This window comes from Cohnella massiliensis (assembly GCF_900169535.1).
Taxonomy (GTDB): domain Bacteria; phylum Bacillota; class Bacilli; order Paenibacillales; family Paenibacillaceae; genus Cohnella; species Cohnella algarum.
The window spans coordinates 342,936-360,782 of record NZ_LT821256.1 but is presented as its reverse complement, the minus strand read 5'-3'; the positions used below and the strand labels follow the sequence as shown (position 1 = coordinate 360,782).

Below are 17,847 nucleotides of genomic sequence, written 5' to 3'. Positions count from 1 at the left end.
GATGTTCAAAAAATGGATGGGGCTGTCCCTCAGCCTCGTGCTGATCGCCGGCATTCTCGCCGCGTGCGGAGGCAACAACGCCGCGAACGACAATGCGGCCGGCGAGGGCGCCGCGGAAGGCGATGCCTCCAAGCCGGTCACGATCAACATGTTTACGGCTTCTCCGGAATATACCGACGCGTTCAACGCTTACATCGCAGAATACAAAAAAGTGAAGCCGAACGTCACGATCAATCTGGAAATTATGCAAGCCGACTATAACACGGTTCTGAAGTCCCGGATCGCGGCCGGCAGCACGCCGGACGTCTTTCAAACGACGGCGGGCGGCGACATCGACACGTTCGCGGAATACAGCGCCGACCTGACGAACGAACCGTTGGCCGCGGCGATGACCGACGCCGTTCGCGCAAACATGACGTCCGCCGACGGCAAAGTGCTCGGCCTGCCCGTCAAAGGCAACCTGTTCACGCTGATTTACAACAAGCAGTTGTTCGAAGAAGCCGGCATTACGGAAGCGCCGAAAACGCTGGCCGAACTGGACGACGCGATCGCCAAGCTGGAAGCGAAGGGCATTACGCCGTTTGCGAACGCCTATAAAGAATGGTGGGTTTGGAAGCACGTCTTCCAGCACTTCGTCAACGCCGCCGCCCAAGATGCGGGCATCGACGCGAAAACGCTCGTCGCGAACTTCGTCGCGGGAGAAACGACGTTTGCCGATCATCCGGTTCTGAACGACAACTTCTTCAAATTCGTCGATACGACGGTCGAACACGGCACCGACAAGCCGCTTGAGCGCGACAGCAACGCCGAAGTAAGCGACTTTGCTTCCGGCAAGGCCGCCATCATGACCGGCAAGGGCGCATGGGACGAAGAAGCGATCAAGAAAATCAACCCCGACATCCAAATCGGCATTATGGGCTACCCGGTCAGCGACAAGGCCGAACAATCCCAAATCATTACGGGCGCCGACCAGGCGCTGCGGATCAACAAGGATTCCGCCGTCGTCAATGAAACGATCGAGTTCTTCAACTGGCTGTATACGTCCGACTACGGCAAAAACTGGTTCTCCGGCGTAGCGAAAGTCATCCCGCCGATCAAGGATGCTCCGCTTCCGGATCTGGATATGCCGAAGCAAATGGACGAAATTTTGAAAACCGAGCCGTCGGGCGACCTGTCGATCAACTATTCGCTCGACACGTTCCACCAAAAATTCGGCGAACTGATGCAAGCCTATATCGGCGGCACGAAGTCGAAGGATGCGGTCATCAAGGAAATCCAGACCGCCTGGATTCAACTCGGCTCCAATCAATAAGCGCGGCCGATGAACGGGGGCGGCCGGACCGCGGCAGCGTTTCGAAACGCATCGCGAACGGGCGCGGATTGCCGGCACCCCGTTTCCCGGGCTTCACTTGACTCAGCGCGATTTCGCGCTGGGTCAAGTTTTTATAGGGGGATTTTTCGGGGATTTTGCGTGCGGATATGACCTACTTTTATACGCGGGAAGGTGAGCAATTTGGCGAATTCATCCATCCGGTTGAACGAAAACGGACTTCATCTTTTGCTCGAAATTACGGAAGAACGGGACGTGCGGCTGCTGCATTTCGGGGCGGTTCCTTTTGACGAGTCGACGGTGCGGGACGGGCAGAAGGCCGGCTTCCGTCTTCTGGAGCTGCAGCTGTCCGGGGAAGACCGGGCGGAATATCACGGGCGGACGCACCGGGCGACTTATCCGGGCCTGCGCATGCGCTACGAAACGCACCGGGATTCGCGGACGGAACCCGGGCGCAAGCTGGAGGTGGAGCTTCGCGATCCGGCGACGGGGTTGAAGGCGGTTCAGCATTTTCAGTTTTACGACGGCGTGCAAACGGCGCGCTGCTGGGCGACGCTCGCAAACGAAGGGGAGGCGGAAGCGGACGTCGAGTACGTCTCCTCGTTCGCGCTGACGGGATTGGACAAGGAGGGCGAGCGGGACCGCGACGAGAAAATGGTGCTGACGCTCGCCCACAACGGGTGGCAAAGCGAGCTGCAATGGCGGTCGTATACGCTGCCCGAGCTCGGGCTGTCGCATCTGATCGATCGCACGTCCAAACGCGTTTCGTGCAGCAACACGGGATCGTGGTCCGCGTCCGAGCATCTGCCGATGGCCGTGCTGGAGAACCGGGAAGCCGGGACGAGCCTGTTCTGGCAGATCGAGCATAACGGCTCGTGGCACTGGGAGATCATCGATCAGGTCGACCTGCTGACGCTGCTCGCGAGCGGACCGACCGAGCACGACAACCACTGGTGGGTGCGCCTTCGCCCGGGGCAGCAATTCGCGTCGGTTCCGGTCGCGGTCGGCGCCGTGGCGGGCGGCTTCGAGGAGGCGATCGGGCAGCTCACGGCGTACCGCCGCAAAATCCGGCGTCCGAACGCCGACAACCGCGAGCTGCGCATCATTTTCAACGACTACATGAACTGTCTGTGGGGCGACCCGACGACGGCGAAGCTGCTGCCGCTCATCGATGCCGCCGCCGAAGCGGGCTGCGAATATTTCTGCATCGACGCGGGCTGGTACGCCGTCGGCGAATGGTGGGACGGCGTCGGCGAGTGGCTTCCTTCGTCGGAACGGTTCCCGGAAGGGATCAAATATGTGCTCGACTACATCCGTTCCAAGGGCATGGTTCCGGGCTTGTGGCTGGAGCTCGAGGTCATGGGGATCAACAGTCCCAAGCTTGCCGAGACGGACGACGGCTGGTTTTTCAAACGGCACGGCAAACGCGTCAAAGACCGCAGCCGCTATCAGCTTGATTACCGCAATCCGCAGGTGATCGCGCACGCGAACGAGGTCATCCGCCGGCTGGTCGAGGATTACGGCGTCGGCTACATCAAGATGGACTACAACATCAACGCCGGCATCGGCACGGAAACGGACGCAGACAGCTTCGGCGACGGATTGCTGCGGCATAACCGGGCGTACCTCGCCTGGCTCGATTCGATTTTCGCGCGGTACCCCGACCTGGTCATCGAAAACTGCTCGAGCGGCGGCATGCGGATGGACTACGCGATGCTCAGCCGCCACAGCATCCAGTCGACGAGCGACCAGGAGAACTACGTCAACTACGCGGCGATCGCGGCCGGCTCGCCGGCGGGGCTGACGCCGGAGCAATCCGCCGTCTGGTCGTACCCGCTGCGGGAAGGCGACGACGAGGAGGTCGTCTTCAACATGGTGAACGCGCTGCTGCTGCGGGTGCACCAGAGCGGCCATCTGGCCGAGCTGAGCCCGCGCCGGCGGCAGCTCGTCAAGGAAGCGCTCGACTATTACAAGTCGATCCGCAAGGACATTCCCGAAGCGCTGCCGTTCTGGCCGCTCGGCCTGCCGACGCAGCAGGACGACTGGGTCAGCCTCGGCCTGCGCGCGGGCGAACGCGCCTATGTCGCCGTATGGCGCATCGGCGGCGAGTCGGCATCGGCGGCGCTGCCGATGCCGCGGTTTGCCGGACGCGAGCTCGACGTCCGGATCGCGTACCCGTCCGCGCACGACAGCGCGCTGACGTGGGACAAGGCCGGCGGCGTGCTGACGGTCACGCTGCCGCAGGCCCGCACGGCGCGGTTGATCGAAATCCGCGCCAAATAGACGTGAGCCCCGCCGTCGGTCGCGACCGACCGCGGGGCTTTTTGCGGAAGAAAGACTCGCCGCACGCATGCTGCCGGTCCAGTTGAGTCGCGGCGACTCAACGCGACCCGCCAAACGCACGCAGCCGCACGCATTTGGGTAAAAATGACTCATCTCGCCGCCTCCGCACGCATGCTGCCGGTCCAGTTGAGTCGTGGCGACTCATCTCGACCCGCCAAACGCACGCAGCCGCACGCATTTGAGTAAAAATGACCCATTTCACCGCCTCCGCACGCATGCTGCCGGTCCAGTTGAGTCGCGGCGACTCATCTCGACCCGCCAAACGCACGCAGCCGCACGCATTTGAGTAAAAATGACTCATCTCGCCGCCTCCGCACGCATGCTGCCGGTCCAGTTGAGTCGCGGCGACTCAACTCGACCCGCCAAACGCACGCAGCCGCACGCATTTGGGTAAAAATGACTCATCTCGCCGCTTCCGCATGCCCGCGGTCGGTCCAGTTGAGTCGCGGCGACTCATCCCGCCGCCTTAGCTACTCCTCCCCTACTCCTCCGCATGATACAGCTGCCGCCGGAACGTCTTCGGGGTCATGCCGGTCTCGCGCTTGAACAGGGTACAAAACTGCGCGCTGTTGACGAAGCCCGACTCCACGGCGATGTCCGAGACGGGCGTGCGGGTGTGAATCAGCAGCATTTTGGCGTATTCGAGCCGTTTCAATAGCAAATAATGCTGGGGGGAGACGCCGAATTTTTCCTTGAACAGGTGCCGGAAGCGGTCGTAGCTGTAGCCCGTCATTTGGGCCAGCGTCGAGACGGCGAGCTTGTGGCGGAAATTTTCGTCCATGTAATTAATAATGAAGTTCAAGCTGTCCCGGTTCGGCGTGTTATGCCGGCGGATGCCCGATATCCGCTTGATTTGCGTTGCCAGCTCCTCGACCATCACGTTCAACACTTCCGAGAATCCTTCCGGGTGGGCGATGAATTCGTGCTTCATCCGCAGCATGTACTGGGCGATCGTGCGGCGGTCGTCGTCCTCGAACACTTTGTTCATCGTGCCCGTCGACAGGTTGTCGCACAGAAAGCCGATAAAGATCAAGTCGGATTCGGCGGCGTGCTTCTCGTCGTGCAGGATGTGCGGGGAAATAACGGCAAAATGGTTCGGCTTGAACTCGTGGCGGGCCGCTCCGATCGTCGTGCTGCCGTGGCCGTCGAAATAATAGACGATTTCGAAACAGGCGTGCGTATGCGGCGGGATATAAATGTTTTCCGGATAATGATTATAAGAAAGGAACAGCAGGCGGTTCATCCGATCGCTCCAAAAAAATAGTTTAGCCGAATCATGAAACGATATCAGCCGAATCGTGAAATTATTGCGGCTGCTTTTTTGTTACTATCATAACATCAACTCGCTTGGGTCACCAAATCTCACGCGACGCTGACATGTTGAGGGTTTAGGGTCTGCAACACATCCGGAGAAAAAGGAGCGTACGCCGCTTATGTTCAAAACCAGAAAAATCGCGCTGCTGCTCGTCGTATCGATCATCGTCGGCCTGCTTGCCGCCTGCGGAGGCAACTCGGGCAATTCGGGCAACGCAGGCACGGCATCCCCGTCCGCCGGCGGACAGGAAGGAGCCTCGTCCGAGCCCAAAACGCTGACGATCATGGCCGAGCAAAGCTCCCATGCCGACGCGTTCAAAAGCATTATTCCGGATTTCGAGGCCAAGTATAACGTCAAGGTCAACGTGGTCGAGCTTCCTTACGACCAATACCAGCAGCAGCTGACGCTCAAGTTCACGTCCGGAAGCGTGGACTTCGATCTGGCCTATATCCCGATCGGCTGGGTGTCCCAATACCAGGTCGCGGGTTACCTCGATCCGATCGCCACGGCCCAGGACAAGCTGGACCAGCTCGAGCTGGACGACTTCCCGGGCATCGAGAACGCCTATTACGGGGAGAACGAAGAGCTGTACTTCGTTCCTTATATGAACGAAACGCACGGCATCCTGTACCGGACGGACCTGTTCGAGGATCCGGCCGAGAAGGAAGCGTTCAAAGCCAAATACGGCTATGACTTGGCGCCGCCGAAGACGATGAAGGAATATAAGGAGATCGCCGAGTTTTTCAACCGTCCGGACGAAAATTTGAGCGGGGTCACGCTCATGGGCCAACAAAGCATTCTGGTCGGCTTCGGCTTCTACAACCGCCTCTTTAATTACGGCGGCGATCTTTACGATGCGGAATACAAACAGCAATTCAACAATGAAGCGGGCGTCAACGCGCTGAACGATCTGAAGGAGCTGTTCGAATACGCGTCCCCTGCCGCCAAGCAATACGGCTGGACGGAAGCGATGGGCGAATTCCTGCAAGGCCGCAGCGCGATGGCGGAAATGGCTACGACCGTGGCGCAGGCCGCCCAGGATCCGAATCAATCCAAGGTTGTCGGCAAGGTCGGCTTCTCGGCCATTCCGACGAACGACGGCAATGCCGAGGGCATCAAACGGTTCTATCTGCCGTTCGGGTTCTCGGTGACGAAGGCGTCGGAGGCGAAGGAAGAAGCGTTCCAGTGGATCGAGTTCGCGACAAGCCAGGAAATGCTGGAAAAAGCCGCTCCTGTCGGCAACATCCCGGCCCGCTCGTCCGCGTTGACGGGCTCGCTCGCCGCCGAATACGGCTACTACGCTCCGCATGCCGACATCATGAATTCGTTCCGGCTCGAGCCGCTGCCGCTCATTCCGGAAGGCGCGACGATTACCGGCGATATTTTGCCGGCGGCGATCACCAAGTTCCTCTACGGGGGAGATACGGCCGAAAACGCGCTGAAGCAGGCGGCGGACGAATTCGACGAACTGATGACTTCGCACGGCTATTAATTTTTCAAAAGAAAGACATTCAGGAGAAGGAAGACGGCTTCCTTCTCTTCACTTTTCACGGTTAGGTGGTGTATGCCGGTTTGTCGTCGCTCGCAAAAGGGAAGGTCCGGTATGTCCTGCCGGGCATTGTCATCATCGTCGCCGTTCTGCTCGTTCCGATCGCCGCGGCCGTGGGGTTAAGCTTTTTCTCCTATCCCCTTCTGCGGCCGGATTTGGGCATCCGCTTCGCCGGGCTCGACAATTTCGCGAGACTGCTGGAGGATGCGAATTTTTACCGTTCGATGGGCCGTAGCGTCGTGTTTACGCTCGGCGCGGTAGCGGGAGAAATGGTCGTCGGAACGCTGCTTGCGCTCCTGCTTCGCGGCGAGGTGTGGGGAAGGACGTTTTTCCGGGTCGCGTTCATGGTGCCGATGATGATGGTTCCCGTCGTGGTCGGCGTGGCCTGGCGCATTTTCCTGCTGCCGGATTTTACGCCGCTGGAAGGGATTTTTAACGCGCTCCATATTCCGTTCGACACCACCAAGCTGCTTACCGACGCGAATTGGGCGATGGTTTCGGTCATCGTCGCCGATCTGTGGCAGTGGAGCCCGTTCGTCATGATTCTGGTGCTGGCGAACTTGCAAGGGATACCCGGGGAGATTTACGAAGCGTCGAAAATGGACGGGGCGGGCTGGTGGCGGGAATTGCGGTCGATTACCCTGCCGCTGCTCGGGCCGGGTCTTGCGGCCGTTGCCATTCTGCGCGGCATGGACGCGATGCGGACGTTCGACCTGGTGTACATTTTGACCAGCGGGGGGCCGGGCTCCGCGACGGAGCTCGTGTCCTTGTACAACTACAAGATCGCCTTCAGCCGCTATGACATGGGCTACGCTTCCGCGATTTCCGCCGCCGTCATGATCCTGCTTTCCGTCGTTATTTTCGGCTTGCTCTCCTGGACGAACAAAGGAGGGAGCAAACGATGAACCCAAGACGCGCCCGAAGGAATGCGCTCAAAAGCATCCGTACGCTCGCGCTCGCCTTGTTTTTCGTGTTTTTCATGCTTCCGATCGTCTGGGTGCTTCTCGCTTCCATTAAGCGGCCGGTCGACCAGATGGCGATACCGCCCGTCTGGATTCCGAAAAGCCCGACCTTCGAGAGCTACCTGACGCTGTTCAAGCATCCGGATTTCGTGCCCAGCCTGACGAACAGCCTGCTGATCGCGGGAGTCGCGACCCTCGTGACGGTCGGGGCGGGCGTGTTCGCCGCCTATTCGATCGAACGGTTTCGCACCGGCGGCGCGCTGCTGCCGAATCTGCTGCTCATGACCCGGATGATTCCGCCCGTCGTCATCATCGTGCCGATTTTTCTGTTCGCCTATCGGGTCAAGCTGCTGGATACGCATTTTTTGCTGATCATCACCTATTGCGCGCTTAATATGGCGCTCGTCATCTGGCTGCTGCGCGGCTTTTTCGCGGCGCTTCCCGCCGATACGGAGGAGGCGGCCATGATCGACGGCTGCACGCGTTTTCGGGCGATCCGGACGGTCGTGCTGCCCGTGCTTATGCCGGGGATCGCCGCCACGGCGCTCATCTGCTTCATTTTCTGCTGGAACGAGTTTTTGTTTGCGGTCACGCTTACCGGAGAAAACACGCGCACGATGCCGGTGCTGACCAGCACGCTCGTGAGCCAGAAGGGGCTGGATCGCGGGCTGATGTCCGCCGCCGGCATCGTGTCCAGTCTGCCGGTCGTTTTGCTCACCGTCTTTTTTCAGAGATATCTGGTCAGCGGTTTGACCCAGGGGAGCGTCAAGTGACGCCGCCCGGCGGACGGCCGCAATCGCAACACGCATAGAGGAGGACGTTTGGAAAGATGGCAAAAAAAGTACTGATCGACTGCGATCCCGGGATCGACGATTCGATTGCGATCATGCTGGCGTTGAAGCATCCCGACATCGAGGTCATGGCCATTACGGCGACGAGCGGAAACCTGATCGCAGATCGGACCTGCGAGAACGCCTTGAAAATACTGGAATTCATGAACGAAACAGACATTCCGGTGGCGAAGGGCATGAACAAGCCGCTCGTCCGGCCGTTTCCGAAGGACCCGTATTCCCACGGCGAAGACGGGCTGGGCAATCACTTTTTCGCCCCTCCCCGCCTGAAGGCGCTGGATATGTTCGCCCCCGATTTAATCATCGAGACGGTGATGAAGCATCCCGGCGAAGTGACGATCGCCGCGCTCGGTCCGCTGACGAACCTGGCGCTCGCGTTCATGAGAAAGCCGGAACTGGCGGCGGCGGTGAAGGAAATCGTGCTGATCGGCGGCGCGTTCGGGTTCAACGAATACGCGTTCCGAAACGCGACGGGCGACAACCCGGCGAGCGAATGGAATGTGTACGTCGATCCGGAAGCGGCGGAGATCGTCTTCGGCTGCGGCGCCAAAGTGACCGCGGTCGGGCTTGACGTGGCCTATCATCCGGACATCAACTTCAAGGAAAGGCATTACGACCGGCTGCGGCGGGCGACCTCGAAGGAAGCGAAATACATGCTGGGGATCGACCGGTACGTGAAGGAAGGCTCGACCGTCGGAAGCTTCGATTCCAGCTCGGGCATTATCGATTCGGTCGCGATCGCTTCGATTATCGATCCGAGCCTGCTTGAGACGCAGGAAATCAAGGTGGCCGTGGAGAAGGTTAGTCCATTGACGCTCGGACAGACCGTATGGGACCGTCGGGATCATTTTCGCTGGGAGCATTTGCAGTCGATCTATGCCGCTTCCGGCCTGGACAGCGAGCGGTTCCTGGATTTGCTGGTCGGCGTGTTGGAGCAGGAGCAGTAAACCGTTCCGGAAAATCGGGCGGGCTGTTCCATTAAAAGGGGGAGAGCCCATGAGCGGCGAGGCGAATCGCGAGCAATTGCGCAAACGGATTATGGCGGCAACCGGCCGGGAGCCGGCCGATGTCGTCATTCGGAACGGACGAATCGTGGACGTCTTCGGGCTCGAGGCGATCCGCGGGGACGTCGCGATTCGCGACGGAGTCATCGTCGGGATCGGATCCTATGAGGGGAAAACCGTGATTGACGCGCAAGGACGGTATGTCTGCCCGGGGTTGATCGACGGGCACGTCCACATCGAATCTTCGATGGCGACGCCGGCGGAGTTCGCCAAGGTCGTGCTTCCCCACGGGGTGACGACCGTCGTCGCCGATCCGCATGAAATCGCCAACGTTTGCGGGACGGCAGGCCTGGATTATATGCTGGATGCCTCGCGCGGGCTGCCGTTGAACGTGCTGTTCATGCTGCCGTCCTGCGTGCCGGCCACCCCGTTCGAAAACGCGGGGGCGGAATTGGCGGCGCCGGATCTGTCCCCGTATTACGGCCGGCCGGGAGTGCTGGGCCTGGCGGAGGTGATGGACTACCCGGCCGTGGCCGAGGCCCGCGAAGATATGCTGGACAAGCTGGCGGACGCGGCCGGCCGGGGCGTTCCCGTCGACGGCCACGGTTCCGGACTCGGCCCGGGCGCCATCGACGTCTACCGGGCGGCCGGCATCCGCACGGATCATGAGTGCACGACGCCGGAGGAGGCGCTGGACCGCGTGCGGCGCGGCATGTACGTGCTGATGCGCGAAGGCTCCGCCGCGAAAAATCTCGCGGCGCTGCTTCCCGCGGTCAATGCGGGCAACGAGCGGCGGTTCGCCTTTTGCACGGACGACAAGCATTTGGACGAGCTGGTCGCCGAAGGCAGCATCGATCATCACATCCGTCTGGCGATTCGGCACGGCATGGACCCGCTGCGGGCGATCCGGATCGCGACGCTGAACGCCGCCGAATGCTTCGGCCTGCAAGGCCTCGGCGCCGTCGCTCCGGGCTATGCCGCCGATCTGCTGATCGTCGACGACCTGGAGAACATGACGATCCGCCAGGTCTACCGCGCCGGCGAGCTGGTCGCGGAGGACGGGCGGGTCGTAGCGGGATCGCGGGCGGAGGCTTCGCGTCCGGTCCCGCCGGCGCTGACCGGCACGGTGCGCCTGCCCAGGCTGCGCGAAGAGGATCTGCGCATTGCCGTCGGACCGTCCGGCAACGTCCGCGTCATCGAGGTCATCCCCAACTCGATCGTAACGCGCAAGCGAATCGTCGAGGCGGACGCGGTGGATGGCGTCTTCAAGGCTTCGACCCCCCGCGATTTGCTGAAGATGGCCGTGATCGAGCGGCATCGCGGCACGGGCAACGTCGGGCTGGGCATCGTGAGCGGATTCAGGCTCCGGCGCGGGGCGATCGCGTCGACGGTCGCGCACGACTCGCACAACCTTGTCTGCGTCGGCGCGACGGACCGCGATATGCTGGCGGCCGTCGACGCTTTGGGCCGGATGGGCGGCGGGCTGGTCGTCGTCGACGACGGGGAGCCGATCGCTTCGCTGCCGCTGGAAATCGCGGGCCTCATGACCGCGCGGCCTTACGGGGACATCGTGCGCGAGATCGAAGCGCTGAACCGGGCGCTGACGCGGATCGGAGCGAGCGAGGAGTTTAACGCGTTTTTGACCTTATCCTTCCTCTGCCTGCCCGTCATTCCGGAGCTCAAGCTGACCGACCTCGGCTTGTTCGACACCGAAGCGTTCCGGCACGTTCCGACAGGCCTGGATTGAATGGCCGTCTATCGGATCCGGCGGAGCGGGCTTCCGGTCGGGCCCTGACCGAGCCGGGGGCGCTCCGCGGCAACGCGGGACGAATGAGGAGTCGCTTATCGACACGCCTTTGCAGGCGTGTTTTGTTTTTTGGATAAACGATTGTTTGCACTCGCATAACGAATTCCGATCGCCCCGCCGCCCCCCTTGCGTCCGATTGCAGGTATAATGGACAAAGGGCTTTCGCAAAAGGAGATGCGTTCATGGTGCGATCGGGAGTCGTCGCTTTTTTGATCAGATTGAATGCCGTTCTGGAAAAAATCATGCCGCTGCTGACGCCGTCCGCCATCGTCATCGGGGTATTGCTTTCGACGCGGGTGAGCTCTTACGAGTATTTGGTGCCGTGGATTTTTGCCGGCATGACGTTTATCGGGAGCTTGAAGTCCAGCTTCGGGGATATCGGGCGGGAGCTTTACCGTCCTTGGAAGCTTCTGACGATTTTGCTTATTTTGCACGTTGTCATGCCTTGCGCGGGCTGGCTATCGGGGAAGTTGTTTTTTCCGGACGATCCGCTTACGGCCATGGGCTGCCTGCTGCTGTTCGTTCTGCCGACCGGGGTGGTGAGCGTCGTCTGGGTATCCATCTACAGGGGCAACCTCGCGCTTACGCTGTCGCTCATTTTGATCGATACGCTGCTCTCGCCGCTCGTGGTGCCGGCCAGCTTGTACGTGCTGATGGGCCAGACGGTCGAAATTCAGGTTTGGGAAATGATGCAGGGCTTGCTGTGGATGATCGTGCTGCCTTCGCTGGCCGGCATGCTGGTCAACCAGTGGACGAAGGGAAAAGTAAACGCCGCATGGGGACCGTCGCTGGCCCCGTTCGTCAAAATCGGCATGTTCGTCGTCGTCGTCATCAACGGCTCCGTCATCGCGCCGTATTTCCGGCGGTTCGACAACCATCTCGCGGTCGTCGTCGCCGTGACGCTGGGCACGGCCGTCGTCGGCTACCTGATCGGCTGGGGCGTTTCCTCGCTGCTGAGATGGAACCGGGAAGACTCCGTCGCCATGCAGTTCAACGCCGGCATGCGCAACATTAGCGCCGGGGCCGTCATTGCGGTGCAGTACTTCCCGGCCGCCGTGTCGCTGCCCGTCATCTCCGGCATGCTGTTCCAGCAACTGCTGGCGGCTCTGTTCGGCTACCGGCTCGCCCGCAAGGACGCGCGGCTGAACAAGCTGCAAAGCGGCAGCCTGCCGGGGGCGGGGGCGGCCGTCTCCGACCGGGCGTAGCGGCCGCGGGACCGGCCGTGGGACCGGCGAAAGGATCGAGCCGTTTGGCGGGGTTGGAACGGGAGAGGATTTAAGCTACACTTGAGTGGACAGCAATCAGATTCGACAAGAGGTGCGAACATTTGGTGAAACCGATTATTCTCGACGTGGATACGGGAGTCGACGACGCGCTGGCGATCGCGTACGCGGCCCGTTCTCCCGAGCTGCGTCTGCTCGGGCTGACGACATGCTTCGGCAATGTTCCGGTGGACGAAGCGACTCGCAATACGCTGTACATGCTGGAAAAGCTGGGAGTGGACGCGCCGGTGCTGGCCGGAGCGTCGGACCCGCTGAAGCGCAAGCGCAAGGAAGCCGTTCGCCACATTCACGGCGAAAAAGGTCTCGGCAACGTGCTCGATATCGAGCCGAAACGCCGGCCCGACGGCCGGCATGCCGTCGATTTTATCATCGAGCAGGTGCGCGGCCTCCCGGGGCAAGTGACAATCGTGGCCGTCGGGCCGCTGACGAATCTCGCGCTTGCGGTGCAGAAGGATCCCGGCATCGTCCCGCTCGTCGGCGATGTCGTCATTATGGGCGGCGCCGTTCGAGTGGCGGGCAATGTGTCTCCTTATGCGGAGGCGAACATCCACAGCGATCCCGAGGCGGCGGACGTCGTGTTCCGCTCCGGGCTGCCGATTACGCTGGTCGGCCTGGACGTGACGCTCCAGACGATGCTCGGGCGCGACCGGGTTGATGTTTGGCGGCGAAAAGATCCCGAGCTCGGAGGTTTTCTGGCCGAGGTGACGGAATTTTATATCGGCTTTTACGAAACGATTCATCCGGGCAAGGGCGGGTGCGGCCTTCACGATCCGCTTGCCGTCGGCGTCGCCGTCAACCCCGATTTCGTGACGACCGAAATGCTGAACGTGCAGGTGCTGCTGAACGAGGAGGAGCTTGGGCGAACGGCCGAGCTGCCGGACGGGAAGCCGAACCTTCGCGTTTGCGTGGGCGTCAAGGCGCAGGAGTTCCTCGAGCATTTTGCCGACCGGGTCATTTGAGCGAGCGCGAAGCTTCTTCGCATGGAAGTCAGGGCCGTCCTTCGGGGCGGCCTTTTTTCATGAAGTCGTTCCGGGCTCGGCCCTCCTCGATCCAATTGAGTCGTGGCGACTCATTTCGGCCCGCCATGCCCATACCGCCGCACGCATTTGAGTAAAAATGACTCATGTCGCCGCCGCCGCACGCCCACAGTCGATCCAATTGAGTCGTGGCGACTCATTTCGGCCCGCCATGCCCATACCGCCGCACGCATTTGAGTAAAAATGACTCATGTCGCCGCCGCCGCACGCCCACAGTCGATCCAATTGAGTCGTGGCGGCTCATCTCGGCCCGCCATGCCCATACCGCCGCACGCATTTGAGTAAAAATGACTCATGTCGCCGCCGCCGCACGCCCACAGTCAATCCAGTTGAGTCGTGGCGACTCATTTCGGCCCGCCATGCCCATACCGCCGTACGCAGTTGAGTAAAAATGACTCATTTCGCCGCCGTCGCACGCCCACAGTCGATCCAATTGAGTCGTGGCGGCTCATCTCGGCCCGCCATGCCCATACCGCCGCACGCATTTGAGTAAAAATGACTCATTTCGCCGCCGTCGCACGCCCACAGTCGATCCAATTGAGTCGTGGCGACTCATCTCGGCCCGCCGTGCACATACCCCCTGCACGCAGTTGAGTAATCCCCTATGACGTTACCGTCACCGCCATAGATGAAAATGTGGTCGTACGCGTCCTTTTATCCTTCTTACATTCTGGACAAACAGATAATGAACAGATCAAAAGACGGAAATTTATTGGTCCCCCGTTGAGTAATCCGTCTTATTGCAGTTTGCGAGAGCCGCCCATTGTCCCTAAAGACGCGTATAAACTCTCTCCTTTAGGACTGCATGGTCTGTTTAATCTGAAACAAGAGGGTGTTGGTATGGATGCTGTACGTCAAATTTGTGCTGGTCTGGATGTCCATCAGGAAACCGTAGTTGCATGCGTCTTGTCGGGTTCGTTGGAACACAAACCCAAGTCCGAAATCCGCACGTTCGGTACCACTACCCGCGAATTGCTGGAGTTGCAGGATTGGCTCGAGGAGCGCGAGTGCCGAGAGGTAGCGATGGAGAGCACCGGTGTGCTGTGGAAGCCAATATGGAACGTCCTGGAGTCCACCTGTGAATTGACTCTCGCCAATGCACGGCAGATTCAAAAGATGCCGGGACGTAAAACCGACGTTCAAGACGCACAGTGGATCGCCCAGTTGCACCGCTGCGGGTTGGTACAACCCAGCATGGTCGCCCCACAAGAAATCCGTGAGCTTCGGGACTTGACGCGGTATCGTCGCAAACTGGTGCAGCAAACGACCTCCGAGAAGAACCGTGTTCACAAAATCTTGCAGGATGCCAACATCAAGCTCACCACCTTTATGTCCGATTTGTTTGGCGTCTCCGGCCGGGCTTTATTAGACCGACTTGTCGACGGCGAGGTATTGGAGGAGGCGGAAGTTCGCCAGCTCGTCAAATCCCAGTTGAAGAAGAAAGTCAAACCACTCATGGACGCACTGAATGGTAAGCTGCTGAAACATCATCGCGAAATGATCAAGTACCACCTGGAGCACCTGAAGTTTCTCGAGGATCAAATTGGGCGGTTAGAAGAGAAAGTTCAAGTGCTGATCCAACCATACGAAGAAGAGGTGAAATTGCTAGATACGATTCCCGGCATGGATCGCACAGCGGCAATCACGCTGCTGGCTGAAATTACGCCTAATGCGGCTAAGCATTTCTCGTCAGATGCCAAGCTGGCCTCTTGGGTCGGTGTAGCCCCTGGGAACAACGAAAGTGCAGGCGTGAAAAAAAAAGCTAAAGCCCGTAAAGGGAACAAATATGCAAAAGGGATCTTATGCCAAGCGGCATGGGCAAACGCTAGAAGCAGCAACCGAATTGGCGACTATTTCAGGAGGGTAAGAAAGCGCCGAGGTGACCAAAAAGCAGCTGTCGCCACAGCCCATCTGATTTTGCGAATCGCCTATGCGATGCTTCGAGACCGGGTAAATTACCAGGAAATTGAATCCATCGTATTTCAGGAGTCGACCTCCAAGATGGTGGAACGTTTAACGAAACAGTTGCACCAGCTTGGATATAATGTCGATTTGAAACCTACTGGAACAACCTAAATTTTAAAAAAATTAGGGTTGAGATTTCGGGGGAGTGGGTCTTTTTTTTGCCTTCTTACGGCACTTCATTTTCGTATAAAAAATGACTCATGTCGCCCCCTCGGCAAATATGAAAAACCTGCACCAGCAGCTTAGGCTGGATCTTGTCCAATGAGCGGAGCGAAAAACGAGGAAACCTCGGTCTATAGTGGATTTTATCCAACGAGCAACGGAAATACGGGCGGAATCATCGAAAAGGGCCTCGCCCGCTTGGACAAAATCCAACGAGAACGGCCGGTCGAGCGCGCGGGTGCGCAAAAGCCGCTCTCGATTGGACGAAATCTGACAAAGTCCTACGAAGACAAGCCGAGCAAGGGAAGCCGAGCCAGCGGGCGACGGCAAGCCGTTTTCTTCTTGCGGCCACGGGTCGGATACGTTGGAAATGCATGAAATTTCAGGAAGCGGGTACCCTAGCAATCGAAATTGAACTGTCCAGGAGGCGCCGCAAAATGGAAAACGATAACCTGAACGCAGATGGGACGGCCGTTACGGGCGTCGGCAGCTCGGCGGATAGCCGGTTTGCCGAAGGGGAAGACGAAAGCTCGCTGACAAACCGCCAGGGCCATCCGGTCACGGATAACCAGAACGTGAGAACGGTGGGCAACCGGGGGCCGACAACGCTGGAAAACTATGATTTTCTCGAAAAAATCTCGCACTTCGACCGGGAACGGGTGCCGGAGCGGGTCGTCCACGCCCGCGGGGCGGGCGCGCACGGCTACTTCGAAGCCTATGGCAAAGTCGGCGACGAGCCCGTTTCCAAGTACACGCGGGCGAAGCTGTTCCAGGAAAAAGGGAAGCGCACGCCCGTTTTTGTCCGCTTTTCGACGGTCATCGGCGGTGCCCATTCCCCCGAAACGCTGCGCGACCCGCGCGGGTTTGCCGTTAAATTTTATACGGAGGACGGCAACTGGGACCTCGTCGGCAACAATTTGAAAATCTTTTTTATCCGCGACCCGATCAAATTTCCGGACATGGTGCATTCGTTCAAGCCGGATCCGGTCACCAACCTGCCCGACCCGGAGCGGATGTTCGATTTTCTGGCCGGAACGCCGGAAGCTACCCACATGATCACGTTCCTGTTCTCTCCCTGGGGCATCCCGGCCAATTACCGGCAAATGCAAGGCTCGGGCGTGAATACGTACAAATGGGTAAACCAGGCTGGGGAAGCGGTGCTGGTGAAATACCATTGGGAGCCACTGAAGCAGGGGATCAAAAACCTGCTGCAGCGCGAAGCCGACGAGATTCAGGCGACAAATTACAACCATGCGACGCAGGATTTGTACGAAGCGATCGAACGGGGAGACTACCCGGAATGGGAGCTGTGCGTGCAAATCATGAGCGACGACGAGCATCCCGAGCTCGATTTCGACCCGCTCGATCCGACGAAGCTGTGGGATCCGGAGCAGTTTCCGTTTTTGCCGGTCGGGAAAATGGTGCTCAATCAAAATGCGCTCAATTATTTTGCCGAGACCGAGCAGTCGGCGTTCGGGACGGGGGTGCTCGTGGACGGTCTCGACTTCTCCGACGACAAGCTGCTGCAGGGCCGCACCTTCTCGTATTCGGACACGCAGCGTTACCGGGTCGGCACCAACTATTTGCAGCTCCCGATCAACGCGCCGAAAAAGCACGTGGCGACCAACCAGCGCGACGGCCAGATGGAATACCGGGTGGACATGGCGCCGGGGCAAAATCCGCATATCAACTACGAGCCATCCACGCTTAACGGGCTGAAAGAGGCCCCGAAGCGCGGGCGCGACCACGAACCGCATTACGATGCCAAGCTCGTTCGGCAAAAAATCGACCGCACGAACGATTTTGCGCAAGCGGGCAAGACGTACCGCGCGTTCGACGACGTGGAGAAGGACGAGCTGATCGCCAACCTGGTGAGCAATCTCAAAATCTGCGCGCCGCACATCCAGGAAACGTTTGTCGGGTATTTCACGCAAGCCGACCCCGAGTACGGCAGGCGGGTGAAGGAAGGGCTGGAGCAGGCGGGCAAAAACCACACCAGCACCGCCGCAGCCGATGCCGCCATGAAAAAGGCGGAAAACATGGGTCACAAAACGGACGGCTATTAAGCGGACGAATACGAAAAAGGAAAAGGGACGAAGCGGCGAAGCGCCGCGCGTCCCTTTTTGCCGTGGCGGCGGGCGCCGGTCAAGGACGACCGCGCGCCTGCGTTGCGGTTGCGCCCGGCGTGCCGGCCATGGCGGGAGACCGCGCCGCCGTCCGGGAAACGCCGCGGACGCCC

Annotated in this window: 12 protein-coding genes; 11 read left to right on the top strand and 1 reads right to left on the bottom strand. The window is 59.8% G+C overall.

Features of this window, described 5'->3' with window-relative positions:
- Position 1: 1 nt before the first annotated feature.
- Together B7E11_RS06275 and B7E11_RS06270 are read left to right on the top strand one after the other, a co-directional pair.
- Positions 2-1,312 carry an extracellular solute-binding protein gene (locus tag B7E11_RS06275; protein ID WP_080832738.1) on the top strand — a complete coding sequence of 437 codons (1,311 nt, stop codon included), beginning with the start codon at positions 2-4 and terminating at the stop codon, positions 1,310-1,312.
- A gap of 201 nt (positions 1,313-1,513) precedes the next feature.
- Complete coding sequence (locus B7E11_RS06270) at positions 1,514-3,613, top strand: glycoside hydrolase family 36 protein (RefSeq protein WP_080832737.1); 2,100 nt, start codon at positions 1,514-1,516, stop codon at positions 3,611-3,613.
- Positions 3,614-4,154: 541 nt separating this feature from the next.
- Here B7E11_RS06270 and B7E11_RS06265 read toward each other — a convergent pair.
- A complete protein-coding gene (locus B7E11_RS06265; RefSeq protein ID WP_080832736.1) occupies positions 4,155-4,916 on the bottom strand; it encodes a helix-turn-helix transcriptional regulator in 762 nt (253 codons plus the stop codon).
- Between the two features lie 190 nt (positions 4,917-5,106).
- Here B7E11_RS06265 and B7E11_RS06260 point away from each other — a divergent pair, with 190 nt between their 5' ends.
- From B7E11_RS06260 to B7E11_RS06215, 9 genes are all read left to right on the top strand, one after another.
- Entirely contained in the window at positions 5,107-6,480 is a 1,374-nt protein-coding gene (locus tag B7E11_RS06260) for an ABC transporter substrate-binding protein (protein ID WP_080832735.1), read from the top strand.
- 80 nt (positions 6,481-6,560) lie between these two features.
- Entirely contained in the window at positions 6,561-7,442 is an 882-nt protein-coding gene (locus tag B7E11_RS06255) for a carbohydrate ABC transporter permease (protein WP_080832818.1), read from the top strand.
- Positions 7,439-8,272: a carbohydrate ABC transporter permease gene (locus tag B7E11_RS06250; protein ID WP_080832734.1), complete on the top strand. Its 834-nt coding sequence runs from the start codon at positions 7,439-7,441 to the stop codon at positions 8,270-8,272. Before B7E11_RS06255 ends, B7E11_RS06250 begins: the two co-directional genes overlap by 4 nt.
- Before the next feature lie 56 nt (positions 8,273-8,328).
- The gene (locus B7E11_RS06245; RefSeq protein WP_080832733.1) at positions 8,329-9,297 is read left to right on the top strand and encodes a nucleoside hydrolase; all 969 of its coding nucleotides are present in this window, start codon (positions 8,329-8,331) and stop codon (positions 9,295-9,297) included.
- A 49-nt stretch (positions 9,298-9,346) separates the two neighbouring features.
- Positions 9,347-11,101, top strand: a complete 1,755-nt coding sequence (ade, locus tag B7E11_RS06240) for an adenine deaminase (protein WP_080832732.1) — start codon at positions 9,347-9,349, stop codon at positions 11,099-11,101.
- A 242-nt stretch (positions 11,102-11,343) separates the two neighbouring features.
- Positions 11,344-12,366 carry a bile acid:sodium symporter family protein gene (locus tag B7E11_RS06235; RefSeq protein WP_080832731.1) on the top strand — a complete coding sequence of 341 codons (1,023 nt, stop codon included), beginning with the start codon at positions 11,344-11,346 and terminating at the stop codon, positions 12,364-12,366.
- 125 nt (positions 12,367-12,491) lie between these two features.
- Positions 12,492-13,403: a nucleoside hydrolase gene (locus B7E11_RS06230; RefSeq protein WP_080832817.1), complete on the top strand. Its 912-nt coding sequence runs from the start codon at positions 12,492-12,494 to the stop codon at positions 13,401-13,403.
- 918 nt (positions 13,404-14,321) lie between these two features.
- A complete protein-coding gene (locus B7E11_RS06225; protein ID WP_080832730.1) occupies positions 14,322-15,557 on the top strand; it encodes an IS110 family RNA-guided transposase in 1,236 nt (411 codons plus the stop codon).
- A 488-nt stretch (positions 15,558-16,045) separates the two neighbouring features.
- Positions 16,046-17,674, top strand: coding sequence for a catalase (locus tag B7E11_RS06215; protein WP_080832728.1), 1,629 nt, complete (start codon positions 16,046-16,048; stop codon positions 17,672-17,674).
- Positions 17,675-17,847: the final 173 nt, after the last annotated feature.

Excerpts from the sequence above, each read along its gene's own strand:
- B7E11_RS06245 (WP_080832733.1), top strand. The coding sequence starts at position 8,329 with ATGGCAAAAAAAGTACTGATCGACTGCGATCCCGGGATCGACGATTCG.
- B7E11_RS06235 (WP_080832731.1), top strand. The coding sequence starts at position 11,344 with ATGGTGCGATCGGGAGTCGTCGCTTTTTTGATCAGATTGAATGCCGTT.
- B7E11_RS06265 (WP_080832736.1), bottom strand. The coding sequence starts at position 4,916 with ATGAACCGCCTGCTGTTCCTTTCTTATAATCATTATCCGGAAAACATT.
- B7E11_RS06215 (WP_080832728.1), top strand. The coding sequence starts at position 16,046 with ATGGAAAACGATAACCTGAACGCAGATGGGACGGCCGTTACGGGCGTC.
- ade (WP_080832732.1), top strand. The coding sequence starts at position 9,347 with ATGAGCGGCGAGGCGAATCGCGAGCAATTGCGCAAACGGATTATGGCG.
- B7E11_RS06260 (WP_080832735.1), top strand. The coding sequence starts at position 5,107 with ATGTTCAAAACCAGAAAAATCGCGCTGCTGCTCGTCGTATCGATCATC.
- B7E11_RS06225 (WP_080832730.1), top strand. The coding sequence starts at position 14,322 with ATGGATGCTGTACGTCAAATTTGTGCTGGTCTGGATGTCCATCAGGAA.
- B7E11_RS06275 (WP_080832738.1), top strand. The coding sequence starts at position 2 with ATGTTCAAAAAATGGATGGGGCTGTCCCTCAGCCTCGTGCTGATCGCC.
- B7E11_RS06250 (WP_080832734.1), top strand. The coding sequence starts at position 7,439 with ATGAACCCAAGACGCGCCCGAAGGAATGCGCTCAAAAGCATCCGTACG.